This window comes from Sphingomonas sp. J315 (genome assembly GCF_024666595.1).
GTDB lineage: Bacteria > Pseudomonadota > Alphaproteobacteria > Sphingomonadales > Sphingomonadaceae > Sphingomonas.
Genome location: NZ_CP088296.1, coordinates 248,837 through 266,875 on the forward strand (window position 1 = coordinate 248,837; position 18,039 = coordinate 266,875).

The window sequence follows — 18,039 nt, forward strand, 5'->3', positions numbered from 1 at the left end:
CCTAAGCCGCTTCGGATACAAGCGTTGTGCGACCAGATGTCGCACATATTTCACTGCGCGCTGCCGTGAGCGCCGCAACCAGCGCTGGTCCTTTCACCGGCTTAACGACCACGACGCCGACACCGGTGGCGCGAAGCCGTGCTTCCGCTCCTTCGTCCGGCCTGCCCCACAACGCCGCCGTGCGCGTGCCTTCCGGTGCTGCGGCGGCAAGTTCACACAGCTTTTCAATGGGATCGGCGTCGTCGGCGGCGAGCGTCGCCTGGTCCGCAAGGATCAGCGCTGTCCCCGCATCCTTCGCCAACGCGACGGCTTCGTCGATCGACGCGGCGAACTGGACCGCAGCGAAATGGGGGGTGAACAGCGTGCGCAGCATGCCGCGGACAATCGGGTTGCGGTCGAGCACGACGATCGTCTCGCCGTCGCCCGCCGCCTCGACCGCCGAATCCGGTGCCTCCACGGCGCGCAGCGGCAGCTCGACGGTGAAGGTCGATCCTTCTCCCACCCGGCTCGCCACCGACACCGTGCCGTCGAGGGCGTGCACGAGATTGCGGACAATCGCGAGACCCAGTCCGGTGCCGCCGAACTGGCGCGTTGTTCCGGCATCGACCTGCTTGAAGGATTCGAACACTTCGTCGAATTTTTCCGCCGGAATGCCGATCCCGGTGTCGCTGATCGCCAGGCGCAGCCGGTCGCCTACTGCCTCGACCGCGACCGTCAGCACGCCCTTTTCGGTGAACTTGACGGCGTTGGACAGCAGGTTGAACACGATCTGGCGCAGCCGTCCCGGATCGGTTTCGATCCAGCGCGGGGTGCCCTCATGGCTCAGGGTGAAGTCGAGTCCCTTGGCGCGCGCCTGTTCTTCCCACATCCGCGTCACGTCGCGCAGCGTGGTGTGGAGGTCGGTGGCGGCCAGTTCGACAGTCAGATTACCCGTCTCCATCTTGGCGACGTCGAGGATGTCGTCGACCAGCGCGCGCATCGTCATGCCCGCGCCGTGAACGATGTTGATGCGGTCGCGCGTCGCCTCGGGCACGGTCGAATCGCGCAGCATGATCTGGGTCATGCCGAGGATGCCGTTGAGCGGTGTGCGGATCTCGTGGCTGGTGGTCGCGAGGAATTCGGTCTTTGCCTTCAGCGCCTTTTCGAGCGCGACATTGGTGGTGGCAAGCACGGCGTTGGCGTCGCGCACCTGATTGCGGCTGCGGCGGATCGTGTACAGGCCGATGCTGAGCAGGGTTACGATGGCGAACGATGCGCCGCCAAGGCCGATGAACAAGGTGCGCTGGAACTCCGCCTCGCGCCGCAATTCCTCTGCCTTCAGATTGGCGATGCGCAATTCCTGGTTCGCATAGTCGAACCGCGCCGCCATCAGTGCGGTGCTGGCCGAGGTCGCCAGTTGGGTCGCTTCGTTGCCGAGCGCGAGCACCCTTTCGAGATGCGCGAGCGCACTTGCATTCTGCCCCTTCGCCCGAAAGATCGAATAGGCGGTGAAGTGCGCGTCGCGCTGGGCAAATCCGGTATCGCTCAGCGACATGCCGACAAAGCTCTTCGCGATCAGGTCCGCTGCCCGGTCGGGCTTGCCTTGCGCATAGGCCGACTGCGCTGCGATCGACAGGATGTTCGCCTCACCACTGCGCGATGGGTCTTCGCGGACGACACGCATTGCTTCCGCGATTATCGCATCGGCGTCCGCAAATCGGCGTTGATCGAGCAGCGCGCGCGCGACGTTCGCCAATATCTGGGTCAGGCTGGCGGATTTCGCCTCGCGCGCGAGCGCCAGCGCCTTGCGGTACTCGGCCTCGGCCGCGCGCGGCTGTTCGAGTTCGAGCAGGACGTTGCCATGAATGTTGAGCAACGACATCTGGAGCCGCGGATCGCCCGAATAGACGTCGACCGCCTGCTTGAGATATTTGTCGGCGCTCTTGAAATCCTTGGCCTTGGTGTAGAGCATCGCGATCATCTGCAACGCGATCGACTGGCTGCGCTTTTCGCCGACCGTGGCGAAAATCTGATGCGCTTCCTGAAGCGATGCGAGCGCCTCGGCAAAGTGCATATCAGCTTCCTGCACCCCCGCTCGCGCCAGCAACAGGTCTCCGCGCAGTTTCGTCGGCACCTGATCGCGGCTGATCAGCTTGAGCGCCTGGGTGATGCGGGCCGAAGCGTCCGACGCGCGCCGTGTCCGGATCAATGCCTCTGCCTCAAGCCACAATGCGGTAGCCTCGGCCCGCACGCGCGGCTCCGTATCGGGAATTGCCGCCGCGCGTTGCCGCGCCTGTTGCGCAAAACCCAACGCCGCCTGCGGATCGCTGACCATCGCGGTCTTGGCATTGTCAATCAGTGTATCCGCCGCGCGTTGCTGCGCGGCCGCAGGGGCCGCAAACCCCAGTGCAAGCCAGCAGAGAAGGAGGGCGAGACCCCTCCGCATCAACCGCTCTTGCGCCAGAAATTCTCGGTGCGGCCAAAGCTCGGGCGCATTGTCGCGACCGATTTGAAGCCTTCTTCGTCGAGGTAGCGGACAAAGGCATCGAGCGCGATCGGTCGGCTGATCAGATAGCCCTGGACCATGTCGCAGCCCATGACGCTGAGCAGCGCGAGCGCGGCCGGGGTTTCGACGCCCTCAGCCGTGACTTCCATTTCCAGCGCATGCGCGAGGTCAATGGTCGAGCGGACGATCAGCGGATCGCGATTGCTGCTGGTCAGCTGCATCACGAACATCTTGTCGATCTTGAGCTCGGTCGCCGGCAGCTGCTTGAGATAGGCGAGCGAGGACAGCCCCGCGCCATAATCGTCGATCGCGAGCGGGATGCCGATCGCGGCGAAGGTCTGAAGGTGGCGGATCGCACTGTCGGGATCGCGGATCACGGCGGTCTCGGTAATCTCGAAGCCGATCTTCGCGCCGGATTCGCTGATGATCCGGCACGCCTCGGCAACGAAGCCGTCATCGGCGAGCAGCACGCCCGAAATGTTGATGAACACCGGCATGTCATGGCCATGTGCGGCCATGACCTGCTGGTCGGCGATCACCTGGCGCAGCGTCCAGAGCGTGAGCCCGACGATCTCGCCGCCATCTTCCGCCGCGTTGATGAACTCACCGGGAAGGATCAGGCCGCGTACCGGATGATGCCAGCGGACCAGCGCCTCGGCACCCGTCACCGCTTCGCGACGGACATTCACCTTGGGCTGATATTGCAGGAACAACTGGCCCGCAGCGATCGCGCGGGGCAGTTCGCGCACCAGCGCCGCGCCGTCGAACGCGGCATGGCTTTGCGACAGATCGATCGACACGATGGCCGTATCGGTGCGCGCCTGTTCCAGCGCCGCTTCGGCGCCTTCGGTCAGACGGACTTCATCATCATCGCCAAAGGGCGCGACGGCGATGCCCCAGACCAGCTGGATAAGATGACGTTCGCCATCGAGATCGACCGAACGTGCAAAGCATTGCGCCAGCCGCTCGACGAGCGCGCGGGCGTGCGTCGGGCTTTCCGCTTCAAATCCCAGTTCGATCAGCGATCGGCCGGCGGTGACTCCGCGCACGCCAGGCTCCAGTTCACCCATCCGGTCGGCAAGATCGAGGATCAGCGTGTCCGAACGCGGCCGTCCGAGATGGCGCCGCAGCGACTGAAAATTGGCGACTTCGCACAATGCGAGCACGCGCCAGCGGGTGCAGCCAGGGACCACCGGCCCCGCGCGCCGGGGCGATTGCAGTGTCATCGACGAACGGGCCGCCTGCAAGCTCAGCGCCGTCGTTCATGGCGATCCGCCCCGCCCCGAAAGGCGATCCGCGAAGTCCGGCGGGGTCGAAACGGTCAGACATGCCGTCGGGCGTAACACCGAGTGCTGAAGGAACCTTTAAGGACGCCGCGCCCGGCGCCTCTGTGACCTAGGTAGTTTTACAAGGGATCGCTAACAATTGATTCAGTATGAATTTTCAGATAACCATAATGGGGTGCGCATTCGTGTGCACGATGGGAGAAAATAGATGTTTGCACTCTTTTTCCGGGAAACCGGCGGCGACGACATTCGTCCCTGGTAACCCTTTTACGGCCCGGGCCGGCGGCGTGACGGATGGTCCGTCACCCTCGACTTGCCCGGGCTGATCTCCCCTAAGAATCGCCGCCATCCTATTGGGATTGCGGCTTTTATTTTACCTGATCCATTTCGGACACGAAACCTGGCACGCGCGACCGCGCGGCGATGATGTCGATCTCGGATTTGCCACTCCTGACCGTTGACTCGCGCGCGACCGGGCAAGCTCTGCTTCTCCGCCGAATCGCCGCGACTCGTGGTGACTCCACGAGTCGCGCTTTGACGCGCGAGTCGGAACAAGGTAAATGAATCCCTTCGCAAGGGGGTTTTATGGCGGGCGATGTGTGGTTTCTGATCGCGATGACGTTCAGCTTTGCCGCCTATGGCGTCTATCTGCTGGGCCTTCGCCGCGCGACCGTTCGCCCCAACCGCGCATCCTGGCTGATCTGGAGCGCATCCGCCGCTGCCGAGGCCTTGACCTATGCCGCGGTGAACCCCGGATCGCCGCAAGGCTGGGTGTTCATCCTGTCCGCCGTCTGCTGCCTGGTGGTCACCGCATGCCTGTGGCGCGGGTCCAACTGGGCGCCCCCGACCACCATCGAGGCATTCTGCATGGCAGCGTGCCTCACCGCGCTGCTGATCTGGGTCGCGTTCCGCGAAGCCTATTGGGCGCATATGCTGGTGGTCGCCGCCGTGCCGGTCAGCTTCTGGCCGACCTGGGTCAGCGTGTGGAAGGATCGCAGCTCCGAACGCTCGCCCGCATGGGGGCTGTGGACTGTCGGCGACCTCGCTACCCTGCTGGTCGCGGCGCGCGCGGGCGGCTCGGGGCCGGACGAGTTCGCGTACATCTTCGTCGAGCTGGCGTGCCATGCCAGCATCTGGTTCATGATCGGCCTGACCACGATCAACCCGCTGCGCTCGTTCGGCTGGGCGCGCGGCGGCCTTGTGGTGCTCGACCGCTATCGCCATCCGCGCAATCTGTTCGAGGTCGGCGAAAACCATCTGGGCAAGGCGGTCTATGCCACCTGTCGCTTTGCCGAGGGGGCGGAGCTGATGCGGTTTACCGGCCGCCGTTTCCATGTCGACGACATCCCCAGCCTCATGCGCGGCAGCGACGACCGTTTCGTGCAGGTGACGCCCGATCACTATATGGGGCCGTCGGGGCAGCTCGACGATCTGGTCAACCATAGCTGTGACCCCAATGCCGGGCTGCGCTTCACCGATGACGGCGTGATCCTGGTGGCGCTGCGCGATATCGTCGCGGGCGAGGAGATCAGCTGGGACTATTCGACCACGCTGGCGCAATCGAACTGGCACATGATCTGCCAGTGCCGCGCGCCGGGGTGCCGCCGCGTGATCGGCAATTTCGACACGATCGATCCCGACCGGCAGGAATTCTTCCGCGCCCGCAACCTCGTCGCCCCGTATCTGCGGCGGAAGGACGCGGTGACGCCGGTGCGGCGGGCGAGCTGATCCCGATCTTCACGAAGGAGCGACCATGAACGGAACAAGCGGCACCATCCTGAAACTGGCGGCCTCGCTGGCTATCCTGTTGCTGGTCATCGTGGGCGGCGGGCTGGGGTCATGTGCCGCCTATAATTCCGTCCGTGTGTGGAACGCCGAGACGGCAGGCGAAGCCGAGCTGGCGCAGGCGACGCAGAACCGCAAGATCAAGGTGCTCGAAGCCCAAGCCCGGATGGATTCCGCGGCGCTGGAGGCAAATGCCGAGATCGCCCGCGCCAAGGGTCTGGCCGAAGCGAACCGGATCGTCGCCAACAGCCTTGGCGGGCCGGAAGGCTATCTGCGCTACCTCTATATCCAGAATCTGGAACAGTCGAAGGGGCAGATCATCTATGTCCCGACGGAGGGCGGATTGCCGATCCTGGAGGCGGGGCGGTTGCGACCGGCACCGGTGCCGGCAGCGGCGGACTGACTCAGCGCTCGGACGGCGCCGCTGGCAGCGGTTCGCGCAGCGGCTTGCGTGGGCCGTTCAATTCGCGCTCAAGATCCGCAGCGATGGCGCGCGAGTCCGCATCGCGGCGCGCCCTGAGCAGGTCGCGTCGCGCCTCCATCCGCGCCCGGCGCATTGCGGTGGGTAATGCCGCGATGGCGACATATTCGCGGACCGCCTTGAGCCAGCGGGAGTCGGGCAGTGCCGTATCCTCCGCCGTGCGGGCGAAGGGATAAGACATGACGCGATACCCCTCCCCCTCGCGCTTCAGGAACAGCACGACCCATTTTTTGGGGTGAAAGGTGAAGCGGGTGCAGCCACCGGCGTGGGCTTCGGGGTTGGCGCGGACGAGTTCGGCAGGGTCGCCGGGCGTGGCGGGTCGCACCCTCGTGCCCAGCATTCCCGGCGCTCGGGCGGTGATTTGATCGGAATGTTCCTTCGAGCTGGTTGGCCCCTTCAACGTCGTGACTGCCCTGAACCATAGCTCTGGCTCGCCGTCAGCGCTGATCCCCGGCTGCCCGACCTGCGCAACGACAATAGCGTCGGCCTCATCGACCAGTTGCAGCGTTGTCGGGACGCGGTAGCCGGGTGCGACGCTACATGCTCCGGCGACGGGCGCTGAGGCGAGAAGGGCGAGGGCAAGGACGAGGGTGCGCATGGGCCAACTCTGCTCCGGCGCTGCAATTACGGCGAGTGACGAAACCAGTCGGGCAGATTTCAGGCCGCGACGTCGTCCCGCATCAATTCCGAATGCGCCAGCTCCAGCACCGCGCTTGCCCCCCTGCCCTTGCCTTCGCTCTCCAGCCTCAGGCTGCCGCCCATCGCGACCATCGAATTGGCGCACCAGTGGAGCCCGAGCCCGCCTGACTTGTGCGGGCGGGTCGAGAAGCCGCGCTGGAACAGCTGCGGAGCGGCGGCGGGGTCGAAGCCTTCGCCATCGTCGGTGATGCGGATTTCCACGCGGTCGTCATGCTCGCGGATCGACACGCCGATGCTGCCCCCTTCCCGCCCGGTCGCGGCGATCGCCTCGGCGGCGTTGGAGAAGAGGTTGCCGATCACCTGGCTGAGCAGCACGCGGTTCGCCAGCACCCAGTGCGGCTTCGACGGGAAGTGGAAGGCGATCGAGCTGGCGCCTGAATAGCGGGCGATCGTGGCATTGCGCGCGACCACATCGGTGACATCGCAGGTGTCGAGCGGCGGGCGTTCATGCGCCTGTTCCTGCTGACGCCCGATGATTTCGAGGACATTGTGCAGCGCGTCGCGACCGATGCCGAGCTGTTCCTTGCGGGTGTCGCGGGCCTGCGCCTCGCTCGCCAGCGCGGCAGCGACGAACGCGACGAGCTTTTGCCGGCGGGCGAGCGGGATCGAGTCGTCGGCGAGTTCGCTCAGCGCACGGTCGAGCAAAGCGCGGTCGGTCGCCGGTGCTTCGCCCAGTCCCTGGCTCAGCACGGTGCTGATCGGATTGAGCGCGTTGCGCACATTGTGCATCACCGCGACCGCGCTTTCCGACTGGCCGAGCTTGAACGACTGCGCCTCGACCTGTTCGCGCAGATCCTTGAGCTGGCTGAGCATCGCATTGAAACTGTCGACCAGGCTGCCGATCTCGTCGCGGCGCGGGGCTTCGGTCAGGGGCACGAGATTCCCCGATCCGCGCACCACCCCCATATGCTGTTCGACCCGGTTCAGCGGGCGCAGCACCAGCCGCCCGATCATCACGCTGAGCACCGCCATCACCAACAGCATCAGCGCGGTAGTACCGACCACGGCGAGCTGGAGCATGTTGCGGCCCAGCGCGGACAGGTCGCGCTGGACGTTGAAGGTAGCGCTTGCGACGCTTTCGCCGCCCTCCCCCGGAACCGGCACCGCCACCGCGATGTCTCGCTCAGCTGCTTCGATGCGCGGTGCCGCGACGGGCGCGTCGAGCGCGATCCCCGCGCGGAGCTGCAGAAGATTGCCGAGCTGCTGCGAGGTAATCATGCGCGCCATCACGACATGGCCGCGCGGTTCGCCGCTGCCGTCGGTGCGGCGCACCTGCGCCACGCCGATCGCGGCGATACGGTTGCCGAGGCGCGCGTAGAAGCTGGCGCTGTTATCCTTCGCCAGCGCGCGGGCGAAGTCGATGCGGCGGATTTCGGCGAGCAATTGCGCGCGCATCTGCGGCGAATCCTTCGCCGTATCCAGATCGAGCCAGCGCGCGATCACCACTTCGCCGCCGGGGCGAACATAGGCCATGCCGTTGACGCCCAGATTGACCATCGCGGAGGTGGCGAAGCTGTCTTCTTCGAACGCGCGGTTGGGCGCGCCCATATAGTCGTAGCTCTCGTTCCAGTCGCCATAGTCGCGCACCGACGCCTCGACCTTCGAGGCATATTCGGTGAGCGCAGCGCGCGTCCGTTCGACATGGCCGTCGATCGCCTGCGCCTCCAGCTTGTCGAAGCTGGGGGTGATGACGAGGGCGAGCAGCAGGGTGATGCTGGCGGCGCCGAGCAGCGCGACCCCGGTGAGGATCGCGACGAGCTTGGCACCCAGCGAGCGCGGAATACGGGATCGGATGCGGTGGAACATGGTGTGCGGCGCGGTCACCCGTGGGTGCCGGTAGCCGGTGCCGTTGGCGTTTCCTCATCGCCCATGAATCGTTCGTGCGCCGCGCGGATCGCGACATCGGCCTCGAGCGGGCGGGCGAGGAAATAGCCCTGAACATGGCTGCACCCGGCGACGCGCAACGCGGCGAGATGCCCCTCGGTCTCGACGCCCTCCGCCACGACCTCCAGCCCCAGCGCGCGACCGAGATGGATGATCGAGTGGACGATCGCGGCGCTCTCACGCTCGCGGCCCATGCCGTCGATGAAGCTGCGGTCGATCTTCAGGCAATCGAGCGCGAATTTGCGGATATTGTAGAGCGAGGAATAGCCGGTGCCGAAATCGTCGAGCGCGATGCGGAAGCCCATCTGGCGCAGGCGGTACAGCGTCTCCGCGGCGCGCTCGGCATTGTCGAAGATCGCGGTTTCGGTGATCTCGATCTGCACGCGATTGGGTTCGATTCCCGCGCGCTGCACCCGCTCGACGACATGGCCGACGAAATTCTGTCGGCGGAACTGGCGCGGCGAGAAATTGACCGAGACATATTGCCCCGGCCATTTGGCGAGCATCGTCAGCGCTTCGTCCAGCACCCAGTCGCCCAATTCGTGGATCAGGTTCGATTCCTCGGCGATCGGGATGAACATGCCGGGCGAGATCGGACCATATTCGGGGCTGTTCCAGCGCAGCAATGCTTCGAATGCGACAATCTCCAGCCGGTCGCGCGCGACGATCGGCTGATAGACGAGGCGCAGCTCGCCATTGGCGATCGCCTGGCTGAGGCCGCCTTCGATCTGGCGGCGGAAGCGGATCGATCCGTCCATGCTCTCGTCGAACACGCGCACCACGCCGCGGCCGGCTTTCTTCGATTCATTGAGCGACAGGTCGGCGCGGCGCATCACGTCGATCGGGTCGTGCTTCATACCCGGCTCGACGATGACCAGGCCAGCCGAGGCCGATCCCTGCACCGAATGGCCGAACACGGTGAAGGTCTTGGCGCACGCCAGCAGCAGGCGCTCGACCGCCTCGACCGCCTCACCCTCGCCCGCCACCTTCATCAGCACCGCGAATTCGTCGCCGCCCAGCCGTGCGACAAAGCCGCCCGGCGGGACCGCGCCCTCGATCGTCGTGCACACCATGCGGATCAGCTCGTCGCCCGCGAGATGGCCGAACGTGTCGTTGACCAGCTTGAACCGGTCGAGGTCCATCATCGCCATCGCGAAGGTATCAGGACCGCGCACATGATCGGTCAGCGCACGCATGAAGGCCAGCCGGTTGGGCGCGTCGGTCAGGCTGTCGTGATTGGCGAGATGGCTGGCCTTGCTCTCGTTCGCGGCGAGCTCCGCCTTCTGCTCCTCGAGCAGCGCCATCGCGGCGGCGAGCTGCTGATCGACTTCCCAGCGCTTGCCCAATGCGGTCGCGGTCTGGACGACCTCCTCCACCTGGAACGGCTTGGCGATGTAGAAGATCTTGTCGGCGGGACCGGCGGCGCGGCTGATTTCGAGCGGGGAGAAGTCCGAATAGCCGGTGACGATCACGATGTTGATGTCGGGATCGATCGCGCGGATGCGCTTGGCGGTTTCCTTGCCGTCGATGCCGGGTGGCATGCGGATGTCGATGAACGCGACCGGGAAGGGCTCGCCATTCTCCCTGGCGCGCGCGACGGCTTCGACGCCGTCCAACCCCTGCATGCAATGGACCGTCTCGAACGCCGGGCGATCCTGCGCTGGCGCAGCATCAACCTCGTCGTCGCCGAACAGCTCGGCGGCCATCGCGTCGAGCGCCGCGCCCTGTGCCGCGCCTACGCCATTGCCCTTGAAGCACTGACGATAGGATTCATGCATCCCCGCTTCGTCGTCCACGATCAGAATGCGCAAGACCTGTCCCCTCTATTCGCCTTGGTAACCCGCGTAGGCGCACAGAGTTAAGGCGAGGTAAAAGGGTTAACGGCGCGTTCCCGCGCGCCTCCGGGACAGCCCGGAAAAAATGGGGTGCCGCGGACTGGCCGGGCACCCCGTTCGAGGTCAGGAGGGGATTGAATGCGTCTCCGCACACCCGCCTTGTGCATCGGCAACGCACGGCCAACCACGGTCAGACTCTGACGGCGCGTGGAACCGGTTCCAGCGCCTTCCCTGCCCTCCCGGTGGCTGCCAGAACTTTTTCTATACACTCCGCATGAAACCGGTTACAGTTTCCGCGCCAAGAACATAATAGGCGGGCCGCCGAGTCGCCCAGTCAGGGCTCACGGCAGTTCAGGGTAAACGTTGTCAAACCTCCAGGGGGGATGCTGTGAAGTCATCACATTCCGCAACTAACGGATTTATTCGCGGTTCGCGCCTGCGCGCCGCTGCCGCTGCGCTCGCATGGTCCAGCGCCGGTGCGGTACTCGCCATCGGCCTCGCGGTTCCCGCGCAGGCTCAGGTCTCCTCGTCGCTGCGCGGCAAGGTCACGGCCGAGGGCGGTGTCAGCCAGGTCACGATCGTCAATGTCGATACCGGCTTCACCCGCACCGTCACGCCAAGCGCCGACGGCAGCTACCAGTTCGCGTCCCTTCCGCCCGGCGACTACCGGCTTGAGGTGACGACCCCCCAGCGGCGTGCGCCGCACCGACGAATTCAATCTTGCGGTCGCGCAGAACGCCGTGTTCGATTTCGACCTGTCGACCCCGCAAGTCGCGACCGCCGATGGCGGCGAAGAGGTCATCATCACCGGTGGCCGCATTCGTTCGATGCAGGGCGGTGAAGTCGGCACGACGATCACGCAGCGCTTGATCGAACAATTGCCGCAGAACAACCGCAACTTCCTTGCTTTTGCGGACCTCGCGCCCGGCGTTCAGTTCATCACCAACGGCAGCGACCAGTCGCGCCTTCAGGGCGGTGCGCAGAATTCCAACACGGTCAACATCTTCATCGATGGCGTCGGCCAGAAGGATTACGTCCTCAAGAACGGCATCACCGGGCAGGATTCGACCCAGGGCAACCCGTTCCCGCAGTCGGCGATCGGCGAATACCGGGTCATCAGCTCGAACTATAAGGCCGAGTTCGACCAGGTCAGCTCGGTCGCGATCACCGCAGTGACCAAGTCGGGCACGAACCAGTTCGAAGGATCGGGCTTCGTCGACTTCACCGACCAGCGCTTCCGTGATGCGCGTCCGATCGAGATCTTCCCCGCCAATGCGGCCGGCAAGGTCCGGACCAAGGATCTGCAGTTCGGCGGCACGCTGGGCGGTCCGATCATCAAGGACACGCTGCACTTCTTCCTCGCCTATGAAGGCAAGCGCCGTACCAATCCGCGCGACGTCAACATTCCCGCGACGCTGAGCACCGCGCTCCCGCTCGTCCCGGCGAACCTGGCTGGGAACTACGGGTCGTACAACGAGACGTTCGACGAGAATTTGTACTTCGGGAAGATCAACTTCACCCCGACCGACAGCGACCTGTTCGAATTCTCGGGCAAGTATCGCGATGAATCGGGCGAGACGTTCAACAGCGGCATCGCCGCCTATGAAACCCGCACGATTGCCCGCGTCGAAGAAATCCGCGCGCTGGGCCGCTGGCAGCACACCGCCGACAGCTGGATCAACGACTTCAAGGTCGCCTATGAAGACGTGAAGTGGAATCCGAGCCCCGCGCAGCAGGCGAACCGCAACGTCTATCGCGTCCGCATCCCGAACCCGGCCAACCCAGCGCAGTTCCTGGACGGCAACATCCTGGAAACGGGTGGCGGCACCAACTTCCAGAACAAGGGCCAGAAGGGTTGGCAGATCTCCAACGACTTCACCTACACCGGACTTGAGGGGCACACCATCAAGGTGGGTGTGAAGACCAAGTGGGTGACGCTCAACTCGCTTCAGCTCAACGGCTTCAACCCCGTATTCCGCTACTTCACGCCACTGGGCGCGACGACGCTGAACACGACCACGCCGTATCAGATGAGCTTCCAGGCGCTGTCGAGTGGTTTCACGACCGCGCAGATGACGTCGGACAATTTCCAGCTGGGCATCTATGCGCAGGACGACTGGGACGTGACCGATCGCCTGACCGTGAACCTTGGCCTGCGCTGGGATTATGAGGAAACGCCAGCGTTCCTCAACTATGTCCATCAGGCGGCACAGGTCGCAGCGGTCAGCCCGGCCAACTATCCGAACCTGGTCGGTGCCAACTACAACATCAACGACTACATCTCGACCGGCAGCGAGCGTAAGGCGTTCACCGGCGCGTTCCAGCCGCGTATCGGGTTCAGCTACAAGATCGACGAAGCGGGCCGATTCACCCTCTTTGGCGGCTTCGGCCGGTCGTATGACCGCACGCAGTTCGACTTCATCCAGCAGGAACTGGCTCAGGGCTCCGCCGCGGGCCGCACGTTCAACTTCATCGTCCCGGGCGATACGGTGAACGTCTGTACGCCGAGCGCAACCTGTATCCCGTACAACCCGGCCTATCAGACCGAAGCGGGGCGCGCGGCGCTGATCGCCGGGCTTCCGGCGGGTGCAGGACGCGAGCTGCGCTTCATCAAGAACGACCTGAAGACGCCTTATTCGGATCAGTACAGCATCGGTCTGCGCGGCAATTTCGGGCTGCTCGAAACTGAAATCGGCTATTCGCATGTCGAAAGCCGCGACGGGTTCGTCTACCTGCTGGGCAACCGCCGTCCGGGCGGCCTGTTCTTCCCGGCGACCGGCGCTCCGGACTCGCCGTTCGGCTTCCCGCCGTCACCGTTCGGGTCGATCATCATCGGGGACAACGGGCTTGAGACCAACGCCGACACCGTGTTCGCGAAGCTGATCAAGCGGTACACCAGGGCCTCGCCGTGGAGCATCGACGCCACCTACACCTACACCAAGGCGACCGAAAACCGGCAGTTCGGCGAGGTGTTCTCGCTCGATTATTCCAGCATCGACGAATATCCCGTCCGTCCGTCGGCGGGCGTGCGCAGCCATCGCTTCGTGATGGCGGGTACCGTGGATGCACCGTTCGGCATCACGTTCGCGACCAAGTTCCAGATCGCCTCGCCGGTCTGGCTCAAGCGCTTCGTGACCACCCCGGGCGTCGGCCAGCCGGGAACCAAGGACATCGTCGCAATCGAAGCAGCGGGCAATGGCGACAAGTGGGGCTTCCGCCAGCTCGACCTGTCGGCAACCAAGGAGTTCAAGCTGGGCTTCATCAACGACAACACTCGCGTCTGGGTGCGCGTCGACATCATCAACGTGATGAACGATCGCAACTATAACGGGTTCAGTGCGGTGACCGGCATGCGCGATCCGAACAACTTCAACATCGATGGCCCGCCGCGTACCATCAAGTTGTCGACCGGGTTCAATTTCTAAGTAACCCCCTCCATGGCGCGCGGACGGATTCCCCCGTCCGCGCGCCTTTTTTGTGTAAGGAGTATCCGCATGGGCTTTCGCCGTTCCGCACTCGGGATCGTCGCGCTGCCGCTGGCCGCCGCCTGTTCGACCACGCCCGCAGCTGTCACCGCGCCCGCCCCTGCCCCCGCGGCAGGTCAGGCCGCGTTCGTCGAGGATCTCTCGCGCCGCACCTTCAACTATTTCTGGGAAACGACGAGCGTCGACACCTGCCTTGCGCCGGACCGCTGGCCGTCCAACCCCTTTTCCAGCATCGCGGCGACGGGCTACGCTCTCACCGCTTACGGCATTGGTGCCGAACGCGGCTATGTGACGCGCGCTCAGGCGGCGGAACGCACGCGCAAGTGCATGGAATTCTACTGGAACGCCCCGCAGGGGCCCGCCGTCAGCGGCATGAGCGGCCACAAGGGCTTCTTCTACCACTTCCTCAACAATGAGGACGGCACGCGGCGCGGCAAGACCGAGCTGTCGACCGTCGACACCACCCTGTTGCTGGGCGGCGTGTTGTTCGCGCAGAGCTATTTCGACCGCGACAATCCGACCGAAGCCGCGATCCGCGATCTCGCCGACAAGATCTACGCCCGGGTCGACTGGACCTTTGTCCAGCGCGAGCGCAGCACCATTCCGTCGGCCAATGGCGGCGGGAAGAAGGCGATTGCGATGGGCTGGTACCCCGAGCGCGGCAATGGCGGCGATTTCGGAACGCATGACTGGGTCGGGTATAATGAGGGGATGCTGGTCTATATCCTCGCGCTCGGTTCGCCGACGCATCCGGTCGGCAAGGATGCGTGGGATGCCGGCTGGGCCAGCAATCTCGAAAAGGATTGGGGCACCTATTACGGCCAGGAGCATCTCGAGTTCGAGCCGCTGTTCGGGCATCAGTACAGTCATGTCTGGGTCGATTTCCGGGGCATCCAGGACGCGTTCATGGCGCGCAAGGGCATCGATTATTTCGAGAATAGCCGCCGTGCGACACTGAGCCACCGCGCCTATGGCATCGACAATCCGAACAAATGGGTCGGCTATTCGGGCGACATCTGGGGCTGGACCGCATCGGACGGCCCGACCGCAGCGGGCAGCGGGCGCAGCGTCAACGGCGTCGCGCGCGAGTTCCAGGGCTATTCCGCGCGCGGGGTCAGCAGCAATCGCGTCGTCGACGACGGCACCATCGTCCCGACCGCGGCGGGCGGATCGATCCCATTTGCCCCCGAAGTCACGATCCCCGCGCTGATGGCGATGCGCGCCAAGTACGGCGACAAGCTTTACCAGCGCTATGGCTTCAAGGACGCCTTCAACCCCAGCTATACCTTTACCGATGTCGGCAGCCGCACCGGCGTGGTCGACGCGAAGGATGGATGGTTCGCCAACGACTATCTGGGCATCGATCAGGGCCCGATCCTGGCGATGCTGGAGAACCACCGCAGCGGGCTGGTGTGGAAGACGATGCGCAAGAACCCGCATATCCGCCGCGGCCTGACGCGGATCGGCTTCAAGGGCGGCTGGCTGGAGAAGCCGGCGGGGAAGTAGGCGCAACTCCCCTCCCTGAAGAGTCGGGGGTGTGTGCGCGCGTCTGCGCGCCGCAAAGACTCAAACCGACGACCGCCCGGCAAGAAAGCGGCCAGCGAGGCATCGAGCCTCGCTGGCCGCTAAACCCCCCCTCGCCCCTCCCTTTCAGGGAGGAGAAAGGCTCTACTCCTCGCCCATCCGCAGCGCGGCGATGAAGGCTTCCTGCGGGATGCTGACCGAGCCGTACTCGCGCATCTTCGCCTTGCCCTTTTTCTGCTTGTCCAGCAGCTTGCGCTTGCGGGTGGCGTCGCCGCCATAGCATTTGGCGGTGACGTCCTTGCGCATCGCGCTGATCGTTTCGCGCGCGATCACCTTGCCGCCGATTGCCGCCTGGATCGGGATCTTGAACAGGTGGCGCGGGATCAGTTCCTTGAGCCGCTCGCACATGCCGCGGCCGCGCGCTTCGGCGGTCGAGCGGTGGACGATCATGCTGAGCGCGTCGACCGGCTCCTCGTTGACCAGGATGCCCATCTTGACGAGGTCGCCCTCGCGATAGCCGATCTGCTCGTAATCGAAGCTGGCATAGCCCTTCGACAGCGACTTCAGGCGATCGTAAAAGTCGAACACCACTTCGTTGAGCGGCAGTTCGTAGGTCACCTGCGCGCGCCCGCCGACATAGGTCAGGTTCTTCTGGATGCCGCGGCGGTCCTGACAGAGTTTCAGGATCGATCCGAGATATTCGTCTGGGACATAGATTACCGCCTGAATCCACGGTTCGGCGATGCTCTCAATCTTGTTGGGATCGGGCATGTCGGCGGGGTTGTGCAGCTCGATATGGCCGCCGCCATGGGTCAGTTCGATCTGATACACCACCGACGGCGCGGTGGTGATGAGGTCGAGGTCATATTCGCGCATCAGCCGTTCCTGGATGATCTCCAGGTGCAAGAGGCCGAGGAACCCGCAGCGGAAGCCGAAGCCAAGCGCCGCCGACGTCTCCATTTCGAACGAGAAGCTCGCGTCGTTCAGCCGCAGCTTCGAAATGCTCTCGCGCAATTTCTCGAAGTCGTTGGCGTCGACCGGGAACAGGCCGCAGAACACCACCGACTGGACTTCCTTGAAGCCCGGAAGCGCCTCGGCGGCCGGACGCTTGGCGTCGGTCAGCGTGTCGCCGACGCGCGCCTGCGCCACTTCCTTGATCTGCGCGGTGATGAAGCCGATCTCGCCCGGGCCGAGGTCGGGCAGCTGCTCGATCTTGGGCCGGAACGCGCCGACGCGGTCGACCAGATGGGTCGTCCCGGCGGCCATGAACTTGATCTGCTGGCCCTTCTTGATCGTGCCGTCGATCACGCGGATCAGGATGACGACGCCGAGATACGGGTCGTACCAGCTGTCGACCAGCATCGCCTTGAGCGGCGCATCGGGATCGCCCTTCGGCGCCGGGATGCGTTCGACCACGGCGTTCAATATCTCTTCGATGCCGATGCCCGATTTGGCCGACGCCAGCACCGCCTGCGATGCGTCGATGCCGATCACTTCCTCGATCTCGTGCCGAACCTTTTCGGGCTCCGCGCTGGGCAGGTCGATCTTGTTGATCACCGGCACGATTTCATGGTCGTGCTCGATCGACTGATAGACGTTGGCGAGCGTCTGCGCCTCGACCCCCTGCGCCGCGTCGACGACGAGCAGCGCGCCTTCGCACGCGGCGAGCGAGCGGCTCACCTCATAGGCGAAGTCGACATGCCCCGGCGTGTCCATCAGGTTGAGGACGTAATCCTTGCCATCCGGCCCCTTCCAGTCGAGGCGCACGGTCTGCGCCTTGATGGTGATGCCGCGTTCCTTCTCGATATCCATATTGTCGAGCACCTGCTCGGACATCTCGCGCGCGGTGAGGCCACCGGTGCGCTGGATGAGGCGATCGGCCAAAGTCGACTTGCCATGGTCGATATGCGCGATGATCGAGAAGTTACGGATGCGGGAAATGTCGGTTGCCATGATCCCGCGCGCCTAGCAGCAGCAGCGCCCTTGCGGAAGATGGTCTGTAGGATCACTGTACCGCGATGCGCACCCTGGCCCTCGCCCTTGCCTGCACCCTCGCCGCCCCTGCGCTGGCGAAGGATGTCCCCGTTTACGTGGTCCGCCATTTCGACACGCCCAAGGGCGAGAAGGACCCCGACCTGCTGCCCCAGGGCACCGTGCGGGCAGAGGCGCTGGCACGCTGGTTCCGCGGCAAACGACTCTGCGCGGTGCTGGTGACGCAATATAAGCGCACCCGCCAGACCGCCGCGCCGACCGCCGCCGGGCGCAGCATCGCGATCCAGAGCTATGACGCCGCCGACACGGCCGGCGCGGTCGCGCGGGCCAAATCGTCGGCGTGCCCGGTGCTGATCGTCGGGCACAGCAATACCGTCCCGGACATCGTCGAAAAACTGGGCGGCACCCGCCCTGGCGATCTGGTCCATGAGGATTTCGGCGATGTGTGGACGGTCACGGACGGCAAGACCGCGCACGCGAAGGTCGCGCCCTGACAATCTGCATGGCAATGGAGGACTTCGAACCCGATGCGCGCTAAACTCTCCCCGTTGCTGCTCGCCAGCTTCGCCCTGCTGACCGCCGC

At 64.8% G+C, this 18,039-nt stretch carries 11 protein-coding genes and 1 pseudogene; 6 read left to right on the top strand and 6 right to left on the bottom strand.

Annotated elements, in window-relative coordinates:
• Window position 1 precedes the first annotated feature (1 nt).
• Together LRS08_RS01365 and LRS08_RS01370 are read right to left on the bottom strand one after the other, a co-directional pair.
• Window positions 2-2,425 (bottom strand): ATP-binding protein, encoded by a 2,424-nt coding sequence (locus tag LRS08_RS01365; protein ID WP_260481240.1) that lies wholly within the window; start codon window positions 2,423-2,425, stop codon window positions 2-4.
• Window positions 2,425-3,711 (bottom strand): GGDEF domain-containing phosphodiesterase, encoded by a 1,287-nt coding sequence (locus LRS08_RS01370; RefSeq protein WP_260481241.1) that lies wholly within the window; start codon window positions 3,709-3,711, stop codon window positions 2,425-2,427. Before LRS08_RS01370 ends, LRS08_RS01365 begins: the two co-directional genes overlap by 1 nt.
• Before the next feature lie 645 nt (window positions 3,712-4,356).
• On the opposite strand from LRS08_RS01370, the gene LRS08_RS01375 reads away from it, so the two are divergent.
• Complete coding sequence (locus LRS08_RS01375; protein WP_257845226.1) at window positions 4,357-5,499, top strand: SET domain-containing protein; 1,143 nt, start codon at window positions 4,357-4,359, stop codon at window positions 5,497-5,499.
• A 25-nt stretch (window positions 5,500-5,524) separates the two neighbouring features.
• Window positions 5,525-5,959 (top strand): membrane protease subunit, encoded by a 435-nt coding sequence (locus LRS08_RS01380; protein WP_257845225.1) that lies wholly within the window; start codon window positions 5,525-5,527, stop codon window positions 5,957-5,959.
• 1 nt (window position 5,960) lies between these two features.
• On the opposite strand, the gene LRS08_RS01385 is transcribed toward LRS08_RS01380, so the two are convergent.
• The 3 genes from LRS08_RS01385 to LRS08_RS01395 are packed head-to-tail and all read right to left on the bottom strand — an operon-like array spanning window position 5,961 to window position 10,431.
• Window positions 5,961-6,635: a hypothetical protein gene (locus LRS08_RS01385; RefSeq protein ID WP_257845224.1), complete on the bottom strand. Its 675-nt coding sequence runs from the start codon at window positions 6,633-6,635 to the stop codon at window positions 5,961-5,963.
• A gap of 59 nt (window positions 6,636-6,694) precedes the next feature.
• Window positions 6,695-8,560 (bottom strand): CHASE4 domain-containing protein, encoded by a 1,866-nt coding sequence (locus LRS08_RS01390; RefSeq protein ID WP_260481242.1) that lies wholly within the window; start codon window positions 8,558-8,560, stop codon window positions 6,695-6,697.
• A complete protein-coding gene (locus LRS08_RS01395; RefSeq protein ID WP_260481243.1) occupies window positions 8,557-10,431 on the bottom strand; it encodes an EAL domain-containing protein in 1,875 nt (624 codons plus the stop codon). Before LRS08_RS01395 ends, LRS08_RS01390 begins: the two co-directional genes overlap by 4 nt.
• 412 nt (window positions 10,432-10,843) lie before the next feature.
• Between LRS08_RS01395 and LRS08_RS01400 the strand changes: the two are divergent.
• From LRS08_RS01400 to LRS08_RS01410, 3 genes and pseudogenes are all read left to right on the top strand, one after another.
• Window positions 10,844-11,098 (top strand): annotated as a pseudogene (locus LRS08_RS01400) (hypothetical protein); the annotation flags it as partial.
• Window positions 11,099-11,150: 52 nt separating this feature from the next.
• Window positions 11,151-13,880 carry a TonB-dependent receptor domain-containing protein gene (locus LRS08_RS01405; RefSeq protein ID WP_260481244.1) on the top strand — a complete coding sequence of 910 codons (2,730 nt, stop codon included), beginning with the start codon at window positions 11,151-11,153 and terminating at the stop codon, window positions 13,878-13,880.
• A 69-nt stretch (window positions 13,881-13,949) separates the two neighbouring features.
• The gene (locus LRS08_RS01410) at window positions 13,950-15,446 is read left to right on the top strand and encodes a glucoamylase family protein (protein ID WP_257845220.1); all 1,497 of its coding nucleotides are present in this window, start codon (window positions 13,950-13,952) and stop codon (window positions 15,444-15,446) included.
• Window positions 15,447-15,608: 162 nt separating this feature from the next.
• Here the strand turns inward: LRS08_RS01410 and lepA are convergent, their stop codons facing one another.
• Window positions 15,609-17,417: a translation elongation factor 4 gene (gene lepA / locus LRS08_RS01415; RefSeq protein WP_257845219.1), complete on the bottom strand. Its 1,809-nt coding sequence runs from the start codon at window positions 17,415-17,417 to the stop codon at window positions 15,609-15,611.
• Between the two features lie 65 nt (window positions 17,418-17,482).
• Here lepA and LRS08_RS01420 point away from each other — a divergent pair, with 65 nt between their 5' ends.
• Window positions 17,483-17,950: a histidine phosphatase family protein gene (locus LRS08_RS01420; RefSeq protein ID WP_257845217.1), complete on the top strand. Its 468-nt coding sequence runs from the start codon at window positions 17,483-17,485 to the stop codon at window positions 17,948-17,950.
• The last annotated feature ends 89 nt before the right edge of the window (window positions 17,951-18,039 follow it).